The sequence below is a fragment of the Acetobacter farinalis genome (genome assembly GCF_011516935.1).
In the GTDB taxonomy this organism is placed as follows: Bacteria; Pseudomonadota; Alphaproteobacteria; order Acetobacterales; family Acetobacteraceae; genus Acetobacter; species Acetobacter farinalis.
In genome coordinates this window covers 273,668-293,640 of record NZ_WOTF01000002.1, presented here as the reverse complement: position 1 = coordinate 293,640, position 19,973 = coordinate 273,668, and the positions used below count along the sequence as shown (strand labels likewise).

The following is a 19,973-nucleotide window of genomic DNA, read 5'->3' as shown; positions in this document are numbered from 1 at the left end:
GGTAAGGAAACTACCCGATTTTGACCAGAACATGGTGCTTTTTGCCAGAAGAGAGGCGAATGGCCCCTTCCACCATGTCTTTTTCAGAAATCACGCAGTTTTCATCCTGCACCACGGCATTGTTCACACGGGCACCGCCCCCGCGCACCAGCCGACGGGCCTCTCCGTTGGTTTTGACCAGACCGGCTTCCACAAACAGGCGGAACACCGGCACACCCTCCGCCAGCAGGGCCTGCGGCACGATGTGCACAGGCAGATCCGCCGCGGCAACCCGGCCTTCCTCAAACGTCTGGCGGGCCGCTTCCGCCGCCGCCTGAGCCAGATCCCGACCGTGGCACAGCGCTGTGGCTTCCGTTGCCAGAATTTTCTTGGCTTCGTTGATCTCAGCCCCCTGCAAGGCTTCCAGCCGGGCGCATTCTTCCAGAGAGAGGTCTGTAAACAGGCGCAGAAAGCGGCCGACATCGGCATCTTCCGTGTTCCGCCAGAACTGCCAGTAATCAAACACCGGCAGCCGCGCTTCAGAAAGCCAGACAGCGCCATTGGCGGTCTTGCCCATCTTGGCGCCGGAAGACGTGGTGAGCAGCGGCGTGGTCAGGCCCATCACGCTTTTCTGCTCCGTGCGGCGCACCAGATCCACACCGGAGACGATATTGCCCCACTGGTCAGACCCGCCAAGCTGAAGTGTCACCCCGTGGCGGCGGTTCAACTCCCGGAAGTCATAGGACTGAAGAATGGAGTAATTGAACTCCAGAAAAGTCAGACCCTGCTCACGGTCCAGACGGTTCTTGACGGACTCAAAGGAAAGCATGCGGTTGATGGAAAAATGCACCCCCACATCCCGCAGCAGATCAATATAGGCCAGCTTGTCCAGCCAGTCGGCATTGTTGACAAGAATGGCTTCTGATGTGCCCTCACCAAAGGTCAGGAACTGGCGCAGGCATCCTTCAATACCGGCCAGATTGGTGCGGATGGTCTCTTCCGTCATCAGCCGCCGGGCTTCCTCACGGAAAGACGGATCCCCAATTCTGGCTGTGCCACCGCCCACCAGAGCCACAGGCCGGTGCCCGTGCTTCTGCAGCAGCCGCAGCATCATGATCTGGATCAGGCTGCCCACATGCAGGCTGTCTGCCGTGGGGTCAAACCCGATATAGGCCGCTACAGAACCCTTCGCCATTGCCTCATCCAGTGCAACGGGGTCCGTGCACTGGAAAATGAAGCCACGCGCGGCGGCTTCCTGCATGAAGGAACTCTGAAACCCGTTTTCGACCATTCTCTTTAATTCCTGTTTACGCCTCTGCCTGCCGCTGGAAAAGGCTGCCCGGCCCACGCTCTAGCATGAGCGCAGGCCCGGCAGAACCTCTGCCCGCCCCTGTGCTGGCACCTGATATGAACTTGCTCTGGAGCTGTGCCCGCTACCGTGGCGACCCTGACGGTGTCAGGCCGTGCCGCCCACCGTCAGGCCTGTCATTTTCAGGGTGGGCTGCCCCACCCCAACGGGCACGCCCTGCCCCGCCTTGCCGCAGGTGCCAATCCCCGGATCAAGCTCCATATCCTTCCCGATCATGGAAACGTGCTGCATGGCCTCCGCCCCATTGCCAATCAACGTGGCTCCTTTAACGGGTGCTGTAATCCTGCCGTCTTCCACCAAATAGGCTTCGGAGGCGGAGAACACGAACTTGCCGGAGGTGATATCCACCTGCCCGCCGCCAAAATGCACGGCATACAGGCCACGCTTCATGGAGCTGATCATCTCCTCCGTGGAGGCCTCACCGGGCAGCATGAGCGTATTGGTCATGCGCGGGAGCGGCATATGCGCATAGGACTGGCGGCGGCCATTGCCCGTTGGGGCCACGCCCATCAGGCGGGCGTTCAGGCGGTCCTGCAGGTAGCCTTTCAGGATTCCATCCTCAATCAGCGTGGTGCGGCCTGTGGGGGTGCCTTCATCATCAATGGTCAGGCTGCCACGGCGGTCGGGCAGAGAGCCATCATCAATCACCGTCACACCGGGGGCCGCAACGCGCGTGCCCATCCGTCCGGCAAAAACAGATGTTCCCTTACGGTTGAAATCCCCTTCCAGCCCATGCCCCACCGCTTCATGCAGCAGAATACCGGGCCAGCCCGCCCCCAGCACGACTTCCATCTCCCCCGCCGGAGCAGGCCGGGCTTCCAGCGCCACCAGAGCCTGCCGCAGGGCTTCCTTCACCGCACCCTGCCAGGTTTCCTCTTCCAGCAGGCGGTTGATCTCATACCGCCCCCCAAGCCCGTAGCTCCCGCTTTCCCGCCGGCCGTCCTGCTCCACCACAACAGACACATTCAGTCGCACCAGCGGGCGCAGGTCCGCCACCCGCGCGCCATCGGCACGGATAATCTGCACGGCCTGCCATTCACCGGAAAGAGACGCCATGACCTGCACCACACGGCGGTCCTGCCCACGGGCAAACGCGTCAATCCGGGTCAACAGGCCGGAGCGAGCGGCAAAATCTGTCTCCCCCAGCGGGTTGGCATCCGTATACAGCCGCAGGTTGGTGGAGCGGGGAGCCTCCGCCATCGTGCCGGACCGCCCGCCGCGCACAGCACTGACCGCATCTCCCGCCCGCGCCAGAGCAGAGCGGCTCAGATCATCCGAATGGGCAAACCCGGTTTCTTCCCCCAGCACCGCCCGCAGGCCGAACCCGCTGGTGGTGTCAAAGGAGGCGGAGCGGATCACACCATCATCCAGCGCAATCCCTTCGCTCTCCCGGTATTCCAGAAACAGTTCACCATCATCCATGCCGTCCAGCGCCTTGCGGGTCAGGGCTTCCGCATCCGCGCGATCCAGCAGGGCACCGGGTCTTTCAAAAAACATCTGGTCTGTGACCGCCAGAGCGCCAGGGCTTGAAGGAATGGATGACATGGACAAAACTCCTGACAGGACTACGGCTCCGGGTAGCGGGTTCTCCCGGCAGAGCGGACAGAGCATAAACAGTTAAGTGTTGCCACAAAACCCGCAAGAGGTTTCATCGTTTCTGTTTGATGACGGGAGACGGGGCCTGAGCCTGTTCAGCGCCTGTGACAGGCTGGATGCCTCGGCCTTTCTCCCCGGCGCGCCCCGCACTCCGCCGCAGCCAGACGAAAGACAGTTATGCGTGAATATCAGGACAGGACACATACCGGAACACCCCACCCCAGACAGCCCCAGCCTGCCGCCTGCGGCGTGAACAAACATCACGGCCTGACGCTTCGTCTGACGCTGCTCTGTGCTCTGGCAGCACTGCCGGCCCCTGCGCTGGCACAGGTACCTGCTCCTGCTCCTGCTCCTGCTCCTGCTCCTGCTCCTGAAAAAAAACCTGTCTCCGGAGGGGCCGCCACACCGGATGCGCCTTCTGGCGAGAAAAACTCCGCGCCCTCTGCCGCCACCAGCACCGGGGGGCGCGGTGCGCCGACCTCTGTACCGCAGGACCTGCGCCCGCCCTCCATTGCTCTGGGCGATCTGTTTACCGCCATCCACGCAGCCGGACTGTTTACAGATGCCAAGGCTGTGGCGGATGCCATTCCCGATCAGGCCCCGACTGATCTGGTGGCGGAGTGGCGGCGGGAAAAAACGCAACCCGGCTTCAACCTGAAGGCTTTTGTCTCACAGCATTTCACCATTCCCGTGCTGCGCTCCGCTGCGTACAGCCGCACGCCGGGCGAAAGTGTGCGTGATTACATCTCCGGTATGTGGGACGTGCTGACACGGGACGCGGATCCCGCCGTGCCCTGGTCTTCCCTGCTGCCGCTTCCTGAAAAATATGTTGTCCCTGGCGGGCGGTTCTCAGAGTTTTATTACTGGGACAGCTACTTTACCATGATCGGCCTCTATGAAGACGGCCGCATCGACCTGCTGCGCAACATGGTGCGGGACATCGCCTCCCTGATCGACCGGTACGGCCACATGCCCAACGGCAACCGGACATATTACCTCAGCCGCTCTCAGCCGCCCTTTTTCTCCGTGATGCTGGATCTGCTTGCCAGCCACGATGGGCAGGTGGTGTACACAACCTTCCTGCCAGAGCTCCAGCGTGAATATGACTACTGGACACACGGGGCAGAAACACTCAGCCCCGGTGCCGCATGGCAGCATGTGGTGCGCCTGCCGGACGGCACCCTGATGTTCCGGCCGTGGGACGATATGGATACCCCGCGTGACGAAAGCTTTCCGCAGGATCTGGCAACAGCGAAACGCTCCCGGCGCCCCGCCTCTGAACTCTGGCGGGATCTCCGCGCCGGAGCAGAAACAGGGTGGGACTATTCTTCCCGCTGGTTGGCGGACGGCAGGACGCTGGACAGCATCATCACCACCTCTCTGATCACGGTCGAATATAACTGCCTGATGGTGCATCTGGAGCAGACGCTTTCTCACGCCTACGCCCTGAACGGTGAAAAAGACAAAGCCGCCCTCTATGCCCGGCAGGCCTCCCAGCTTCAGAACGCCATCAACCGCGTTCTGTGGAATGAAAAGGAAGGAGCGTATTTCGATTATAACTGGCGCACCGGGCATCTGAGAGATGTGCTTTCAACCGCCACAGTCGTGCCGCTGTTCCTGCATGTTGCGCCACAGGACAAGGCCGATGCTGTTGCCCGGACTGTCAAAGCCCGCCTGCTCCATGCGGGCGGCCTGACCGTGACAGACCGCAACACCGGCCAGCAGTGGGATTTCCCCAATGGCTGGGCCCCCGAAGAATGGATGGCCATCAAGGGGCTGGAACAGTACGGGCATGAGGATCTGGCCGCCGAAATTGGCCGCCGCTGGATGGCCCGCGTGATTGGCACCTACGAAAAAAGCGGGGTGCTGCTTGAGAAATATGATGTCGTAGCCCCTACCCTCAGCCCGACCGGGGGCAAGGGCGGCGGGGAATACCCCATGCAGGTTGGCTTTGGCTGGACCAACGGCACATTGCTTGGGCTGATGAACCGCTACCCGCAGAACAGCCGCGCGGTGCTGAACAACAACCCTCTGGCAGATCAGGCTTCCCAACAGCCCCTGCCGCCTGTGAACGCATGGGGCGCCAAAGGTCCGGACATTCCTGTTACGGAGCACTCGCCGCTGAAAGGTGTGCCGGTTTCCTCTCTCAAGCCCGACCAGCCAGCACTGCACGACACGCCAGAGCCTCCTGCTCCCGCGCCGCACGCCACGCACGCGGGCTCATCGGCGGCTCCAGATTCCGCAGGCCGAGCGCCTCAGAACAGTCCCGAAAAACCGGGCGAACAGACGAAGCCCCTCTCTCCGGCCCGACAACCGGAGCACAGGCCCGCACCAGCCTCTCCCGCCACGGATGAGCCGTCCGTGACGCCCAGCCCCGCACCGCAGACACCGACACCGACACCGACACCGACACCGACACCGACACCGACACCGACACCGACACCGAACTCGAAGGCAACCGCGCCGGAGATGTAAAGCCTGTAGGGGGAGAGATTGCGGCCCCGGTCACTCCGGAGGCGCTGCTCTCCGGAGTCTGAAAGCTGGTGCCTCAGATGCCGGGAAGCTCGTTCACCGTGACAACGCGCCAGCCCACATCCAGCCGTTCCAGAATAGTGAGAGACAGGTTCTGGATGGAGAAATGCAGGGCAGTTTCCGGGTGAACCCGCAGGGCATGCGCCAAAGCCGCCCGGATGGCTCCGCCATGGCTGACAGCCACAATATCCTGCCCCGCATACGCCTCCGCAAGGCGGTCCAGCGCCACACCAACACGCCCGCACACATCCAGCATACTCTCCCCACCGGGGGGGCATTCCGTTGCCGAGACAGACCAGAACGGATGCGGGGCCAGACGCAGATGCTGCGACAGGTCACGATGCGGCAGGTTATGCCAGTCCCCCAGATTCTGTTCGATCAGGGCTGGTTCCACATCCATGCTCACAGGCCCGTAGCCTGCGTCCTGAATGGCCTGTGCCGTGCGCCGCGTGCGGGAAAGCGGGCTGACAAGCCACCGGGCCTGCTTGGGCAGGCGTGCCGCAAGCGCTTCATACATCGGGCGCTGGGCAATCAGGCTATCCGGGCAAAGCGGCACATCCAGCGCCCCATACAGGCGCAGGCGCGCATTCTGTTCCACCAGCGCGTGGCGGATCAGCCAGAACCGCGTAATACCGGGCGCCAACTGTGGGGTATCAAGAAAATTACCCTGATTTGCGTGCTGGACGGCGGGGGATGAGAAGGTAATCGTCATGGGCTATTTTGTGCTGTCAGGAACCGCCCAACGCAAGAGCGGAAATGGCACGCCTGACCACATCTGGCCTTTTCGGCTCCGGACCCGACCCCTGTGACCAGAGAGACTCGTCCCCGCCCTCTTCAAAGGCCCCACACGGAGCATAAGACGGCAGCGGGTCAGCCTGAGCGATAGCGTCCCAATGAGCCAGAATCAGGCTGATCTTCTCCAGAACCCTGAGAGCATCCTGAATTTCGCGCGACATGCGGGCCGTGGCATCCAGCCCTTCATGAGACGGTTCCCCTGAGACAAGCCGTGCTCCGGCAGAGATTCTGAGCGCACCCGCCACCCCTCCGGCGGCCTCCCGGCAGGGAACGGAAACGGGCTGGCCGATATGGCAAAGCAGTGCGGCAAGAGCTTTCCTGTTCTGTGGGACATAGGGCGAAACATCCGCATTCAGCCACTGATAGAGCTTTCGACATCGCGCCAGATCCAGCGGCACCATGCCCGCACGCCCTTCCGGAGCGCGCACCAGAAAAGAAAGAATGGTCTGCTGGCGGTCCCAATCCTCCGGAAGCACCACACGCTGCGGAGCAGGCTGCGGGAGAAACTGAAGGTCAGCATTCTCCTCAATCCCCTGCGTGACAGCCGCCAGAAAGCGGTTCAGCCGTTCTGCGACGAGTCTCGGGGGAATTGCGCCAAGGGCCGCCATTTCCGCCTGCGCCGCCCGCCAGCGCAGCAGAAGACCATGATTAAACCCTGCGGCAAGCCCCCGGCACGCCAGACTGGCAGGCCATTCACACTGATTGGCATAGGCAGCAAGCCCCTCCGGCAATGCGCCCTGATCCAGCCGCTTTTTCCAGCATTCCGGCAGCAGCAGCGCCCCGCAGAACGGAGGCCCCGTGAAAAACTTGGAGCCTGTCACCATCACGGCCCAGCCGTGGGCCAGATAAGCCTGAACCCGTTCTGGCATGACCCGCGCCTGACAGGCATCCACCACCACATCCACCTGCCCGGGATACGCAGCACATAATGTGGCAAGAGCATCCAGATCAGGTGCCAGCAAACCGGTTTTGGACAGATCCAGCACATGCAGCAGAACACGCCGCCCCTGCGCCAGCTCTGTCCTGATGTATTCCGCGCAGGCGGCCATCACCTCGGCATCTGGCAACAGGCGGCCATGCTCGTCCCGCAAGGGGAGAGTCAGGCAGCGCGTATCATCGGGGAATCCTGCCACCAGATCCCCCTTGCAGACTGACGCGCCAAGGGCTGTTTCCTGAGCAAAATGCCGACCATGAGACGCCAGCGGAACACCACTGCCGGTTTCTTCCGGGGCTGTCAGCACCGTTGTCACCGGTTGCCCCTGAAGGATGGAGAGGGCCAGCACCCCCAGTGCGCAATCTGTCCCGGAGGACGCAAGCACCACATGGTCCGGCCCCAGCAGCCCATACCAGCTGGCCAGAAAACCCCGAACTTCAAGGGCCAGATCCTGCAACATCTGCGGTGCGCGCCCCTCCACCACAGCCCGGGCCAGCGCAATACGCGCCATCTCGCCCCCCCCAAAACCCCGCTCAGACAGGGACGACGCGGTTGAGGACGCAAACGTTACCGCCCAGGGGCGCGGGCGGTGCGAACACCCGTAATGATTCAGGCCAGTCCGCGCATCAATCGTCAGCCGGGCATCACCCCCTTCGGCCATCAAGGCCTCAACCGGGCCAATAAGGGGCCATGCCTGAACAAGCCACATATGTACATCAGCCCATAGTGCCTCATCAGCACGGCCATCCAGAACAGTGAGCAAGGGCCGCAGCACCGCAAAAAGCTGGGGCAGATCCTCTCTCGCTGGTGGCGTGCGGCTGGCGCATGCCCGGACCCATGCCTCCGGAGCAGGGAGGCCTGCCGGTGCATCCAGCATCCAGAACCGGGCGGCTGTTCTGGCCGCAGAGAAAGAAATTTTAACCGCCTGCGCCAGATCCGGTGTTTCGTGGCCGGACAGGACGGCCAGTTCCAGTGCATGGCGCAGGTGGAACGCCACAACCCGCCGCTCCCCCAGACAGGGCGCACCCAGCACGATCTGCCCGCCCCCCCTGACATGAAACGGATGGGCCACGGAGGGGTCCAGCACAATCCGGCATTCAGCCGCCAGCAGGCGCAGTTCCGGGCGGTCCAGCACGTGCAGCAGGGTTTCCGTCAGGTTTCTGGCAAACATTTTTCCACTTTCAACGTCCTGACACCCACCGTTGCAACCTGCCTATACTCTCCGCTTTTCATACAACCGACCTCAAGAAAACCGCAAATTTGTCAAGATTGCTGGTGAAGAGTGCTCTTCTGGGCTATGCCCGAAGACTGGAGATTTTGATCGTTTGTTTTGACCCAGAAGAACGGGATATCAATGCGTATCTTATTAACAGGCGGGTGCGGATTTATTGGATCTGCTGTGATTCGCCATATTATTCGGGACACGACCCATTCTGTCCTGAACGTTGATTGCATGACCTATGCGGCTTCGGAAGAAACCGTGGAAAATGCCGCTGAAAGCGGGCGTTATGAATTCGCCCGGGCGAATATTGTCAATGGGACCGAGTTGAGCCGCCTGTTTGAAACGTTCCGCCCGCAGGCCGTCATGCATCTGGCGGCAGAAAGCCACGTCGATCGCTCCATTGACGGCCCCGGCGTGTTTATCCAGACCAATGTGGTGGGCACCTATTCCCTGTTGGAAGCCGCACGCAAATACTGGCTGACACTGGACAAGGCTGAGCGCGAAACCTTCCGCTTCCACCATATTTCCACAGATGAAGTCTTCGGTGCGCTGGAACCCAACGATCCACCCTTTACCGAGACCACCCCTTACGACCCCCGCAGCCCGTATTCCGCCAGCAAGGCCTCTTCTGATCATCTGGTCCGGGCCTGGCACCACACCTATGGCCTGCCCACGTTCGTGACCAATACCACGAACAATTACGGCATCTGGCACTTCCCGGAAAAACTGATCCCGCTGATCACCATCAACGCCATCGAAGGCAAGGATCTGCCGGTTTATGGTGATGGCAAAAATGTCCGCGACTGGCTGTTTGTGGAAGACCACGCCGAAGCACTGGTCAAGGCTGTTGAAAAGGGCGTGCCCGGAGAAACCTACGCCATCGGCGCCCGCCAGCCCCGCACCAATCTTGAGGTTGTGGAAGCCATCTGCACGGTTCTGGATGAGCTGATACCCGACCCGGCTGGCCCGCGCACACGCCTGATCCGGTTTGTGACAGACCGCCCCGGCCACGATTTCCGCTATGAAATTGATCCGTCCCACGCTGAAAAAGCGCTGGACTGGAAAGCAAAGCACACATTTGAAACCGGCATTCGCCGCACTGTTCAATGGTATCTTGATAACCGGGAATGGTGGGAAGGTATTCGCGCCCGCCGCTACACAGGCAAACGACTGGGAAGCACAGTAGAATGACTCAAAAACCTGCAGTTCATACAGAAATGAAGGGCATTCTGCTGGCTGGCGGCTCAGGCACGCGCCTGTACCCCATGACACTGGCGGCCAGCAAGCAGCTTCTGCCCGTGTATGACAAGCCGATGATCTATTATCCGCTCTCCACGCTGATGCTGGCGGGAATCCGGGACATCATGATCATCAGCACGCCGGCGGATCTGCCCCAGTTCAAACGCCTGCTCGGAGATGGGTCCCAGTATGGCGTCCGGTTCGAATATCGCGTTCAGCCTGCGCCGGATGGTATTCCGCAGGCATTCCTGATTGCTGAAGACTGGCTGGGCAACGCCCCCTGCGCGCTGGCGCTGGGTGATAACCTGATTTTTGCAGACCATCTCAGCACCGCCCTGCAATCCGCCGCCCAGCGCCCGACGGGAGCTACTGTTTTCGCGTATCAGGTCCGTGACCCTGAGCGGTATGGCGTTGTCTCTTTTGACGAAACCGGTCGTGCCCTGAGTATTGTCGAGAAGCCGACCGAACCCGTTTCAAACTGGGCCGTTACGGGTTTGTATTTTTATGACAATCGCGTTCTCGACTTTGCAAAGCAGGTCAAACCCTCCGCCCGTGGTGAGCTGGAAATTACCGACCTCAATCGCTTCTATCTGGAAGAAGGCTCCCTGCAGGTTGACCGTCTGGGCCGTGGCTGCGCCTGGCTGGATGCAGGAATCCCCGACAGTCTGATGGAAGCTGCCCAGTTCGTGCACACCATTCAGGCGCGTCAGGGCATGCTGGTGGGCTCTCCGGCAGAAGTGGCGTTCCGGCTGGGCTTTATTGATGCGGACCAGCTCCGCGCACATGCCTCACGCATGGGGAAAACAGAACTGGGGCGCCTCCTGATGCAGGTTGCCAATACGGTTCAGCCCGCACGCTGAACCTCCCTTTTTCTTTTCTCCACCGTTTTGCAGAAGGAGTTTCCCGTTCATGAAAGTCGAACGCCTTGCCATTCAGGACGTGATTCTGCTCACGCCCCCCCGGTTTCAGGATAATCGCGGATTTTTCTCTGAAACCTACAATGTTGACCGGATGCGGGACGCAGGCCTTACCGAGCCGTTCGTGCAGGACAATCAGAGTCTGTCCCGCCAGAAGGGCGTGATCCGTGGCCTGCATTGCCAGCTTGCGCCCTACGCACAGGGCAAGCTGGTGCGATGCACCAAGGGAGCCATCTGGGATGTGGCCGTGGATGCCCGTACAGGCTCCCCGACCTATGGAAAGTGGGTTGCGGCTGAACTTTCTGAAGAAAACTGGTCCCAGCTCTGGATTCCGCCGGGGTTCCTGCATGGGTTCTGCACCCTGACAGAAGATGCGGAAGTGCAGTACAAATGCACCGGCCTGTATAACAAAGCCTCTGAGCGGGCTGTTATCTGGAACAGCAAAGATCTGGCCATTGACTGGCCCATTAAAGCCGAAGACGCCGTTCTTTCTGAAAAAGATCTGGAAGCACCGGAGTTTTCCGCCGCAAAAGGCTGGTTTCACCTGTAATCTGGAGGGTACCCCATGAGCATTCTCGCACAGGCCGGTGGCCCGGTTCTGGTCACAGGCGGTAAAGGCCAGCTTGCCACCTCTCTGGTCAATCTGGGTGGGCCGCGCATTCACTGTGTTGGTCGGCCTGATTTTGATTTTGACAAGCCGGAAACACTCGCCGCCACACTGGAGGCAATCAAGCCTGTGGCCGTGGTGAATGCCGCGGCATGGACAGCGGTTGATCTGGCGGAAAGTGAGCTGGAAGGCGCTGCCCGTGCAAACGCAACCGGTCCGGAAGAGCTGGCCCGCCTGTGCGCGCAGCGCGGCATCCCGCTGATCCATATTTCCACGGACTATGTGTTCGCGGGAGATAAAGGGGCACCCTATGTGGAGACAGACCCTGTCTCCCCTGAAACTGTCTATGGCCGCACCAAGGCCGATGGGGAAAGCCGGGCTCTGGCCGCCAACCCCCGCACCATCGTGCTGCGGACCTCATGGGTCTATTCCGCTCACGGGAAGAACTTTGTGCGCACCATGCTCAATGCCGGGGCCAAAAACCCGGCCCTGAAAGTGGTGGGAGACCAGCAAGGCAACCCGACCAGTTCGGATGATCTGGCCGAGGCCATTCTCTCCATTCTGGCCATTCTTGAAAAAGACGGCTGGAAAGAAGAGTTTGCAGGCATTTACCACGCCTGCGGCACAGGAGAGACAACCTGGCACGGGCTGGCTGTAGCCACCCTGCAGGACGCTGCGACACATGGCCAGACCATGCCGGATGTCACCGCCATCCGCACGGAAGATTGGCCCACTCCCGCCAAACGGCCTGCCGATTCCCGCATGGATAACAGCAAGCTGAAGCGCGTTTTCGGCGTTACGATGCCTGCGTGGCGGGACAGTGTGAAAAAAACTGTTCATCAGATCTTTGCACACACGCCGTAAAACTGCATAGACGCGACCAGATCCACGCGATCTCATTTTTTATACACGGCGAAGGAAGAGCCTAGCAGGTGCAGGAGACCAGCCAGAGCAAAGACGCACACAGCCTGACTCCCGGCAGTCAGGATGCGTCCATGGATGCTCGCTCTTCCGTTGCCATCCTTCTTTCCCTCTATAATGGCGCGCCTTACCTGCAGCAGCAGCTTGCTTCGCTCTTGCAGCAGACCCGGGCAGACTGGACCCTTTACTGGCGGGATGATGGCTCTACGGATGCCAGCATCGCCCTCATGCGCCAGTTTACCGAACAGGTGGGGGAGAAGCGTTGCGTGGAGCTTGCCGCTCATAATGGCGAGCATATGGGGGTGACGGCGTCCTACGCCGCATTGCTCGCCCACACGCCGCCCGGCTCAGCCATTGCCTTTTGTGATCAGGATGATGTCTGGTTTCCAGACAAGCTGGCGCGCGGGCTGAGCGCGCTGGCCTCCGTGCCCGGGCACATCCCGGCCCTGTATTGCGCACGGCAGACCCTGACAAACGGGACGTTAAAGCCCAAAGGGCTCTCCCCCCGCCTGCCGGAGAAATCCTGTTTTCTGGCCGCCATGACGCAGAATATTGCAACAGGCTGCACACTCATGCTGTCCCCTGCGGCCCGTGCCCTCCTGCTTCAGGCCATGCCTGCCCCCACCTTCCTGCTGCATGACTGGTGGGCGTATCTTATGGTCACCGGTGCAGGCGGCCGTGTCCTGACAGATAACCAGCCCGCCCTGTTTTACCGCCAGCACGGGCAGAATGCCGTGGGAGCCCCCACGCTGTTTCTCCACCGTGCCCTGGCAGCCCTGAAGCGGGGACCCTCTGTTTTCATGACAATCTTCCGCTCCAGTGTCCTCTACCTGCTTGAGCGCCAGCCGCTGCTGACACCAGACACCATCCGCAGCCTGCGTGTTCTGCAGGCCGCACAGCAGCCGGGATGGCGCGGCCACCTCTCCCGATTCTCAGCCTTGCGCAAACTCCCGCAGCTCAGACGCCACAAAATGCTCGAACAGCTGGTTTTCCGTGTGTGGTTTCTACTGGGATAGACATTTGTTCCCGTGTTTTGCGGAAAGAGTGCCCGTCAAACCTTCTTTAGGACACGAGTTCACGCTAGGCTCACAGAGCGTTTCATACTGAAACACGTATCACTAACGACCCGTCACCGGTCTTTTCCCTCTTCCGGGGGAGAAAGCTGATGGCCTTTTGGAGTCAGGATCCAGACCCTTGGCGCGCGCAAGCCATTCACGATCTTCCGATTACGCTCTCTCCCCTTACAAAAGCGCATTCCGTCTGCGTCTTGAAGAAGGTGGGGGGATTCTGCTGTGTCTGCTTGCCTGCGCCCTGCTGGCCGCACTGGTGACGTACAATTCCAACGATCCTTCTTTCAACACGGCAACCGGCCAGCCCCCGACCAACCTTCTGGGCATGACCGGGGCCGTGCTGTCCGACACGCTTCTGCAAGGTATCGGGCTGGCCGCTATCCTGCCCTCCCTGATTCTGATGGCATGGGGCTGGCGCTTCCTGAGCCACCGCCTGCTCGGGCATGAAGCCCCCATGGTGTTCGCCCTGCGTGCTGTGGCGCTGATCTGCCTGCTGCCCGTGGCCGGGGCGCTGCTGGCGGCTATCCCGCTTCTGTTTACCGCCCTGCCCCCCGTCCACTGGCCCACGCAGGCTGGCCTTGGCGGCGGCATAGGCTTCTCCATTGCCCAGACATCTCTCTCCGCCGGCACAGCCGCTATCGGGCCAGCCGGGGGTATGGTGGTCTGGATTCTGGGTATTCTGCTGGCGGCCCTGCTCACAGCCCTGTGCACCGGCCTGCGCCGGGAGGAATGGCTGACTCTCTGGCGTGGTCTGACGGTGCTCATTCGCCTGCCCGGACGCCTCGGCCTGAAGTTTGTGCGCTATTATGCAAGCCGCAAGCCCCAGACAGCAGAAGCCACCGGCCCTCTGGGCGGATACGCCACAGGGGATGAGACCACGCTCTACGGTTCCGGCACCGGCTCTGCCCACAGCCTGTTTCAGGATGATGAGGACGACGAGGATTACGACACCCTGAGCCCGGCCAGATCTGGCGCCCCCCTCCATGCGCCTGAAGCACGAGAGTCTGCCTCGGCCCCGGCTACATCCCACATCAGGGAAGAGGCTGCCACGGCATCCGGGTCCGGCCTGAAGCTGGAGCCCGCTCCCTCCGCTTCGGCGCCGCAGGGGCGTAACGGCCTTCTTGGCCGCCTGTTTACCGGCAAGGACGCCCCGGCTCCCGGCACGGCAACCAAAGCCGCAAAAGCTGCATCTCCCGCCCGCAAAGGCGGGTGGGATCTCCCGCCGCTCAGCCTGCTCAAACCCGCTCCGGCCAACACACAGACCGGCCTTTCAGAAGAAGATCTGGCCAAAACAGCCCGTCTGCTGGAACAGGTTCTGTCTGATTACGGCGTACAGGGCAGCATTGTCGGCATGAGTGCCGGGCCGGTTGTCACACTGTATGAGCTGGAACCCGCAGCAGGCATCCGCTCCGCCCGCGTGATTGGTCTGGCGGATGATATCGCCCGCTCCCTCTCCGTGTTGAGCGTGCGTATTGCCACCGTTCCGGGCCGGAATGTGATCGGTATTGAAGTGCCGAACAGGAAGCGGGAGACCGTTTACCTCTCTGAACTGCTCAACCAGCCGGACTGGCAGAATGACCCGGCGCATCTTTCCCTGGCGCTGGGCAAGGATATCGCCGGGGAACCGGTCTTCAGTGATCTGGCGCGCATGCCGCATCTGCTGGTTGCAGGCACCACCGGCTCCGGTAAGTCGGTTGGTGTGAACGCCATGATTCTCTCGCTGCTCTACCGGCTTTCCCCGGATGAGTGCCGTCTGATCATGATCGATCCGAAAGTGCTGGAACTCTCCATTTATGATGGCATCCCGCACCTGCTCACCCCGGTTGTGACCGAACCGCCCAAGGCCGTGAACGCCCTGAAATGGGTTGTGCGGGAAATGGACCGCCGCTACCGCACCATGGCGCATCTTCAGGTGCGCAACATTGCCGGGTACAACGCCCGCGCGGCGGAAGCCCGTGCGGATGGTGAGGTGGTCGTGCGCCGCGTGCAGACCGGGTTTGACCCCGAAACCGGGAATCCGGTGTTTGAGGAACAGTCCGTCACGCTCGACCCGATGCCCTATATCGTCGTGATTATCGATGAAATGGCGGACCTGATGATGACAGCCGGCAAGGAAATTGACGCCTGCGTGCAGCGTCTGGCCCAGAAGGCCCGTGCGGCGGGGATTCACGTCATCATGGCCACGCAGCGCCCCTCCGTGGACGTGATTACCGGCACCATCAAGGCCAACTTCCCGACCCGTATCTCCTTTCAGGTGATCAGCAAGTTCGACAGCCGCACCATTCTGGGTGAGCAGGGGGCCGAGCAGCTTCTCGGGCAGGGGGACATGCTGTTCATGCAGGGGGGAGGCCGCATTACCCGCGTCCACGGCCCCTTTGTGGCGGATAATGAGGTTGAACAGGTCGTCAACTTCCTCAAGGAGCAGGGCGAACCGATTTATGATGATGATGTTCTGGCCGAAGCTCTGGAAGATGCCCCGGCCAGTGGCGGAAAATCAGGCGGGAACGGAGCCGAAAGCGGCGAAGCCGATATGTATGATGAAGCGGTGGCCATTGTAACGCGGGAAGGCAAGGCTTCGACCTCCTTCGTGCAGCGGCACCTCTCCATTGGCTACAACCGCGCGGCAAAGCTGATTGAACAGATGGAACGGGAAGGCATTATCAGCCGGGCGGACCATGTCGGCCGCCGCAAGGTGCTGACAGGGCCCAACCGCGAGGAATGAGCGACCGGCCACCCTGCCCCTTCCCGCTCACCCTGCTGTATCAGGACCAGCATGTGGTGATTCTGGATAAACCCGCCGGGGTGCCGGTCCACCCCGGCCCACGGGGCGGACCCAGTGTGGAAGACTGCTTCCCCCTGCTCTCCCGCCGGAAAGACGGCCCATGGCTGGCCCACCGGCTGGATGCGGAAACCTCCGGCTGTCTGGCCATAGCCCTGCGCAAGCAGCCCCTTCTGGCCATGCAGAACGCCTTTGCCGACAAGACAGCCCGTAAAACCTACTGGGCTGTAGTTGAAGGCGGGCCGGAGGCAGAACGGGGTGAAATTGTCCTGCCGCTCACAAAAAAAACGGCTCCCTCCGGCTGGCGCATGATCCCGGCACCAGAGGGTGTTCCGGCGCGCACGGACTGGCGCGTGCTGGGCCGTGCGGAAGGCCTGTGCTGGCTGGAGCTGACATTACACACTGGCCGCACGCATCAGGCCCGCGTGCATTGCGCCGCCATGGGCTGGCCGATTCTGGGGGACACGCTCTACGGCCACCCGCATCCGGACGGGCTTCATCTTCTGGCCCGCAGCCTGACCCTGCCGCTGGCACCCCCTGTGTCCGCCACGGCACCACCACGCACAGGCATGAAAGCCGCACTCCGGGCCTGTGGGTGGCAGGAGTCCTGACACCGGACCCCTGAGCCACCCCGCTCAGGTCATTACGCCCGGAAAAGCCCTTTCCAGCGCCATTCCCGCACAACATCTTCATGCAGCAGGCTACGTTTTTCGCGCACGGCGGAGGCATCAAACAGTCTGGCCCGCATATGGCCCGCCTGCCCGATTTCTGCCCGCAGGGACGGCGTTGTCACAAGGCGCTCCAGGGTGGCGACAAGATCTTCCAGATCATCCGGGTCCGCATACAAACCGACCTCTCCCACTACATCGGGCAGGCCACCACGATGTGAGGCCACCACAGCCGCGCCACACCCCATGGCCTCCAGCGCCGCCATGCCAAATGGCTCCGGCCAGCGGCTGGGCACCACCACCACAGCAGCCCGGCTCATGGCCTGAACCACAGCCTCATGAGGCAGATACCCCCGCAGGGTCACGCCTGCCTGCTCGGCCTGTGGGCGCAAGGCCGCGAGAAACGGTGTTTCAGGAGAGTCGGGACCAAAGCGATCCGCACCGATCATCTCCGCGCGCCAGCCCGCATGGCGCGACAACACTTGGGCGCAGGCCGCCACAAAGGCATCTGCCCCCTTGTCCGCCACAATGCGCCCGGCAAAGAGCAGCAGGGGCTCACGCTCCACCTCAGCAGGCGGCAAGGCGGCAAGATCCAGACTGTTGGGCAGCACCCGCACGCAGGCTGTCACACCCTGACTGATAAAGCGCGCCCGCACCCATTCGGACACGGCCACCACAGCCACCGCCTGCCCCAATTGCTCACGCTCGGACGCCGTGCGGGCGCGGCGCATCCCGCACGGGTCATTATGCAGCACGAGCACAATCGGCACACCGGGGCAGGCTTTGCGCAGGGCCAGCGCAACATCCGGCCGGTTATGCACTTCAACAAGATCGGGCCGGATGGAAAGAGCAAGACGCCTCACACCCGCTACATAACGCTGAATCCGGCTGAACGGCCGGAAAACCGGCGCCACAGGCGCAAAGCGCACATCGGCAAACGGCGCGCCGGCCGGGGGAAGCCCCACCACGGTTTCGGCATCGCCCGCCATACGCCGCACCAGCAGCGCAATGGCTCCGGCTTCCCCTGCGGCAAACCGTTCCCTTGGGGGAAGCACCGTCAAGACACGCAAGGGCGCCCCAAGGCTCCCTACAGAGCGCCCGACGGGGCTGGCAGACGCGCCACCCTGCCCGCTCCGGCCCTGTGCGCGCATCATGCCCATCTGGCCAACATGGAAAGGCAGCCCCGGTCAGGCCAGAGTTTCATAAACGTCCAGATGCCAGCCCTCTGGCTCCAGCGCGGCCTGATCATACCACTCCCGCACCAGCGGATGCTGGCGCACAGCTTCCATATACTGGCGGGATACGTCGGAAAGACCCGGCACATCATAGGACAGAAACCGCGCCACAATCGGAGCATACATTGCATCCGCATTGCCAAACCCGGCCCCGAACAGAAACGGGCCACCCTGCCCGTAGCGCGTGCGGGCATCCGCCCACAGGGCATCAATCCGGGTGATGTCGCGGCGCACATCCTCATCAAACCCCGTGGCGGGCGGGCGTTTGTCACGGCCCAGATTCATGGGCAGGGCAGAGCGCACCGCCCGGAAACCGGAATGCATTTCAGCAGAAATGGACCGGGCCACGGCACGGGCGCAGCGCTCGGCGGGCCAGAGGTCCGGGTCCTGCTCGGCGCAATATTCGGCAATGGCGAGCGAATCCCACACCACGGCACCGTGATGCTCCAGATAGGGCACACATCCATTGGGAGAGAGAGATTTCAGCGCGGTTGTTTTGCCGCCACCCGCCAGCGGCACAACCTCAATCGCGACATCCAGCCCGGCCAGCCGGACAGAAAGCCAGCCCCGCAGAGACCATGAAGAATAGCGCTGCGTTCCAATAACAAGCCGTCCGTCTGCCATACGCTCTCTCCTTCAGGCCGCCGGAGTTGCCTCCGCCCGGCGAATAAAGCCACCGCCCAGAATACGGCTACCTTCATAAAACACACAGGCCTGACCGGGGGCGGGCATGGCTGGTTCTTCCAGCAGAACGGAGGCCCCCTCCGCAGTTGGCACCACACGGGCCGGGCGAGGTTCTTCACGCGCGCGCATCTGCACACGGCAGGCCAGCCCTTCCGGCGGGGCATCCACCAGCCAGTTGACATCCCGGACAGAGAGGGTGCTGACAAAAGAGCGCTCACGCGGGCCGATCACCACGCGTTTGAGGCCCGGCTCCACACCCACCACCATCTGGCGCTCGCCATCCAGCCGGGCCGCATTGCCCAGCCGTTTGCTCTGCCCCACGGTAAAGCGCATCACGCCTTCATGCTGGCCCACAACACGCCCGGTGCTGTCCACAATCTCGCCGGGGCCAGCCATTTCGGGGTGCATTTTTTCCACGAGATCGACATACGATCCATCGCTGACAAAACAGAGGTCCTGACTATCCGGCTTGCCCGCCACAATCAGCCCGAATCGCTCCGCTTCCGCCCGCACAGCGGCCTTGTCCGGCATATCCCCCAGCGGGAAGCGCAGGAACTCAAGCTGCTCCCGCGTGGTGGCGAACAGGAACCATGACTGGTCCCGCGCCTGATCAACAGGGCGATGCAGTTCCGCACCGGTCGGGCCTTCCACACGGCGCACATAGTGGCCGGTTGCCATGGCGTCCGCCCCGATTTCCTTTGCCAGCCCCAGAAGATCGGTAAATTTCACGCCCTGATTACAGGCCACACAGGGCACCGGGGTTTCGCCCGCCGCGTAGGCATCAGCAAACCGTTCGATCACGCTGTCCTTGAACCGCCGTTCCGCATCAATCACGTAATGCGGAAACCCGAGGCGGTCCGCCACGGCGCGGGCATCCCGAATATCCTGCCCGGCACAGCACGCACCTTTTTTGGCGGCGCCACGGGCATCATAAAGCTGAAGGGTCGCCCCGATGACCTCGTGCCCTTCTGCCTGAAGGCGGGCGGCAACCACGGAACTGTCCACCCCCCCGGACATGGCCACAAGAATGCGCATCGGCGCGTCCCCTTTATATCTTTAAGGTTATAAGCCCGGTTCAGGCTGTGTGCGGCAGCCGCACAACCAGACCATCCAGCGCTTCCGTCATCACGATCTGGCACCCCAGACGAGACGTTTTTTCCAGCCCGAACGCCAGGTCCAGCATATCTTCTTCATCATCCGTGGCGGCTTCCAGCTTGGGTGCCCAGGAGGGGTCTACCACCACATGGCAGGTTGCGCATGCCAGAGAACCTTCACAGGCTCCTTCAAGATCAATGCCATGCTTGTGGGCAATTTCAAGCACGGAAAGACCGAGCGGCGCATCGACCGTACGTTCGGTTCCATCCTGTTCAACAAACGTCATCTGGGGCATTCGTTTTTTATCCTGCCAAGGCTGTCTTTTATCACG

At 61.9% G+C, this 19,973-nt stretch carries 16 protein-coding genes; 8 read left to right on the top strand and 8 right to left on the bottom strand.

Going from position 1 to position 19,973, the window contains the following annotated elements; translation table 11 throughout:
• Positions 1–10: 10 nt before the first annotated feature.
• Together tyrS and tldD are read right to left on the bottom strand one after the other, a co-directional pair.
• Positions 11–1,270 (bottom strand): tyrosine--tRNA ligase, encoded by a 1,260-nt coding sequence (gene tyrS / locus GOB82_RS04795; RefSeq protein ID WP_166120329.1) that lies wholly within the window; start codon positions 1,268–1,270, stop codon positions 11–13.
• Positions 1,271–1,435: 165 nt separating this feature from the next.
• Entirely contained in the window at positions 1,436–2,893 is a 1,458-nt protein-coding gene (gene tldD, locus GOB82_RS04790) for a metalloprotease TldD (protein ID WP_166120326.1), read from the bottom strand.
• A gap of 228 nt (positions 2,894–3,121) precedes the next feature.
• Here tldD and treF point away from each other — a divergent pair, with 228 nt between their 5' ends.
• A complete protein-coding gene (gene treF / locus GOB82_RS04785) occupies positions 3,122–5,419 on the top strand; it encodes an alpha,alpha-trehalase TreF (protein ID WP_166120323.1) in 2,298 nt (765 codons plus the stop codon).
• A 73-nt stretch (positions 5,420–5,492) separates the two neighbouring features.
• Here treF and GOB82_RS04780 read toward each other — a convergent pair whose 3' ends face one another.
• Together GOB82_RS04780 and GOB82_RS04775 are read right to left on the bottom strand one after the other, a co-directional pair.
• On the bottom strand, positions 5,493–6,188 hold the full coding sequence (locus GOB82_RS04780; RefSeq protein ID WP_166120320.1) for a histidine phosphatase family protein: 696 nt from the start codon (positions 6,186–6,188) through the stop codon (positions 5,493–5,495).
• A gap of 16 nt (positions 6,189–6,204) precedes the next feature.
• On the bottom strand, positions 6,205–8,376 hold the full coding sequence (locus GOB82_RS04775; protein ID WP_242007192.1) for a hypothetical protein: 2,172 nt from the start codon (positions 8,374–8,376) through the stop codon (positions 6,205–6,207).
• A gap of 183 nt (positions 8,377–8,559) precedes the next feature.
• Here GOB82_RS04775 and rfbB point away from each other — a divergent pair, with 183 nt between their 5' ends.
• From rfbB to GOB82_RS04740, 7 genes are all read left to right on the top strand, one after another.
• Positions 8,560–9,618, top strand: coding sequence for a dTDP-glucose 4,6-dehydratase (gene rfbB, locus GOB82_RS04770; protein ID WP_166120318.1), 1,059 nt, complete (start codon positions 8,560–8,562; stop codon positions 9,616–9,618).
• Positions 9,615–10,526 carry a glucose-1-phosphate thymidylyltransferase RfbA gene (rfbA, locus tag GOB82_RS04765; protein ID WP_166120314.1) on the top strand — a complete coding sequence of 304 codons (912 nt, stop codon included), beginning with the start codon at positions 9,615–9,617 and terminating at the stop codon, positions 10,524–10,526. The genes rfbB and rfbA overlap by 4 nt, the downstream gene beginning before the upstream one ends.
• Positions 10,527–10,575: 49 nt before the next feature.
• The gene (gene rfbC, locus GOB82_RS04760) at positions 10,576–11,133 is read left to right on the top strand and encodes a dTDP-4-dehydrorhamnose 3,5-epimerase (RefSeq protein WP_166120311.1); all 558 of its coding nucleotides are present in this window, start codon (positions 10,576–10,578) and stop codon (positions 11,131–11,133) included.
• Between the two features lie 15 nt (positions 11,134–11,148).
• Entirely contained in the window at positions 11,149–12,054 is a 906-nt protein-coding gene (rfbD, locus tag GOB82_RS04755; protein WP_166120308.1) for a dTDP-4-dehydrorhamnose reductase, read from the top strand.
• Positions 12,055–12,122: 68 nt separating this feature from the next.
• Positions 12,123–13,127: a glycosyltransferase gene (locus GOB82_RS04750; protein WP_265794141.1), complete on the top strand. Its 1,005-nt coding sequence runs from the start codon at positions 12,123–12,125 to the stop codon at positions 13,125–13,127.
• Positions 13,128–13,305: 178 nt separating this feature from the next.
• Positions 13,306–15,903 carry an FtsK/SpoIIIE family DNA translocase gene (locus GOB82_RS04745; RefSeq protein ID WP_166120305.1) on the top strand — a complete coding sequence of 866 codons (2,598 nt, stop codon included), beginning with the start codon at positions 13,306–13,308 and terminating at the stop codon, positions 15,901–15,903.
• Positions 15,900–16,571 carry an RluA family pseudouridine synthase gene (locus GOB82_RS04740; RefSeq protein WP_166120303.1) on the top strand — a complete coding sequence of 224 codons (672 nt, stop codon included), beginning with the start codon at positions 15,900–15,902 and terminating at the stop codon, positions 16,569–16,571. The genes GOB82_RS04745 and GOB82_RS04740 overlap by 4 nt, the downstream gene beginning before the upstream one ends.
• Before the next feature lie 32 nt (positions 16,572–16,603).
• On the opposite strand, the gene GOB82_RS04735 is transcribed toward GOB82_RS04740, so the two are convergent.
• From GOB82_RS04735 to GOB82_RS04720, 4 genes are read right to left on the bottom strand one after another with little or no spacing between them, the layout of a single operon-like run.
• Entirely contained in the window at positions 16,604–17,782 is a 1,179-nt protein-coding gene (locus tag GOB82_RS04735; RefSeq protein ID WP_242007191.1) for a glycosyltransferase family 4 protein, read from the bottom strand.
• 33 nt (positions 17,783–17,815) lie between these two features.
• Positions 17,816–18,487 (bottom strand): glutathione S-transferase, encoded by a 672-nt coding sequence (locus GOB82_RS04730; RefSeq protein ID WP_166120300.1) that lies wholly within the window; start codon positions 18,485–18,487, stop codon positions 17,816–17,818.
• A gap of 12 nt (positions 18,488–18,499) precedes the next feature.
• Positions 18,500–19,582, bottom strand: coding sequence for a tRNA 2-thiouridine(34) synthase MnmA (mnmA, locus tag GOB82_RS04725; protein ID WP_166120297.1), 1,083 nt, complete (start codon positions 19,580–19,582; stop codon positions 18,500–18,502).
• A 40-nt stretch (positions 19,583–19,622) separates the two neighbouring features.
• Positions 19,623–19,937: a ferredoxin family 2Fe-2S iron-sulfur cluster binding protein gene (locus tag GOB82_RS04720; protein ID WP_166120294.1), complete on the bottom strand. Its 315-nt coding sequence runs from the start codon at positions 19,935–19,937 to the stop codon at positions 19,623–19,625.
• Between the last annotated feature and the right edge of the window lie 36 nt (positions 19,938–19,973).

Excerpts from the sequence above, each read along its gene's own strand:
- GOB82_RS04720 (WP_166120294.1), bottom strand. The coding sequence starts at position 19,937 with ATGCCCCAGATGACGTTTGTTGAACAGGATGGAACCGAACGTACGGTC.
- rfbA (WP_166120314.1), top strand. The coding sequence starts at position 9,615 with ATGACTCAAAAACCTGCAGTTCATACAGAAATGAAGGGCATTCTGCTG.
- GOB82_RS04730 (WP_166120300.1), bottom strand. The coding sequence starts at position 18,487 with ATGGCAGACGGACGGCTTGTTATTGGAACGCAGCGCTATTCTTCATGG.
- GOB82_RS04735 (WP_242007191.1), bottom strand. The coding sequence starts at position 17,782 with ATGATGCGCGCACAGGGCCGGAGCGGGCAGGGTGGCGCGTCTGCCAGC.
- GOB82_RS04775 (WP_242007192.1), bottom strand. The coding sequence starts at position 8,376 with ATGTTTGCCAGAAACCTGACGGAAACCCTGCTGCACGTGCTGGACCGC.
- treF (WP_166120323.1), top strand. The coding sequence starts at position 3,122 with ATGCGTGAATATCAGGACAGGACACATACCGGAACACCCCACCCCAGA.
- GOB82_RS04780 (WP_166120320.1), bottom strand. The coding sequence starts at position 6,188 with ATGACGATTACCTTCTCATCCCCCGCCGTCCAGCACGCAAATCAGGGT.
- rfbD (WP_166120308.1), top strand. The coding sequence starts at position 11,149 with ATGAGCATTCTCGCACAGGCCGGTGGCCCGGTTCTGGTCACAGGCGGT.
- rfbB (WP_166120318.1), top strand. The coding sequence starts at position 8,560 with ATGCGTATCTTATTAACAGGCGGGTGCGGATTTATTGGATCTGCTGTG.
- mnmA (WP_166120297.1), bottom strand. The coding sequence starts at position 19,582 with ATGCGCATTCTTGTGGCCATGTCCGGGGGGGTGGACAGTTCCGTGGTT.
- GOB82_RS04740 (WP_166120303.1), top strand. The coding sequence starts at position 15,900 with ATGAGCGACCGGCCACCCTGCCCCTTCCCGCTCACCCTGCTGTATCAG.
- rfbC (WP_166120311.1), top strand. The coding sequence starts at position 10,576 with ATGAAAGTCGAACGCCTTGCCATTCAGGACGTGATTCTGCTCACGCCC.
- tyrS (WP_166120329.1), bottom strand. The coding sequence starts at position 1,270 with ATGGTCGAAAACGGGTTTCAGAGTTCCTTCATGCAGGAAGCCGCCGCG.
- tldD (WP_166120326.1), bottom strand. The coding sequence starts at position 2,893 with ATGTCATCCATTCCTTCAAGCCCTGGCGCTCTGGCGGTCACAGACCAG.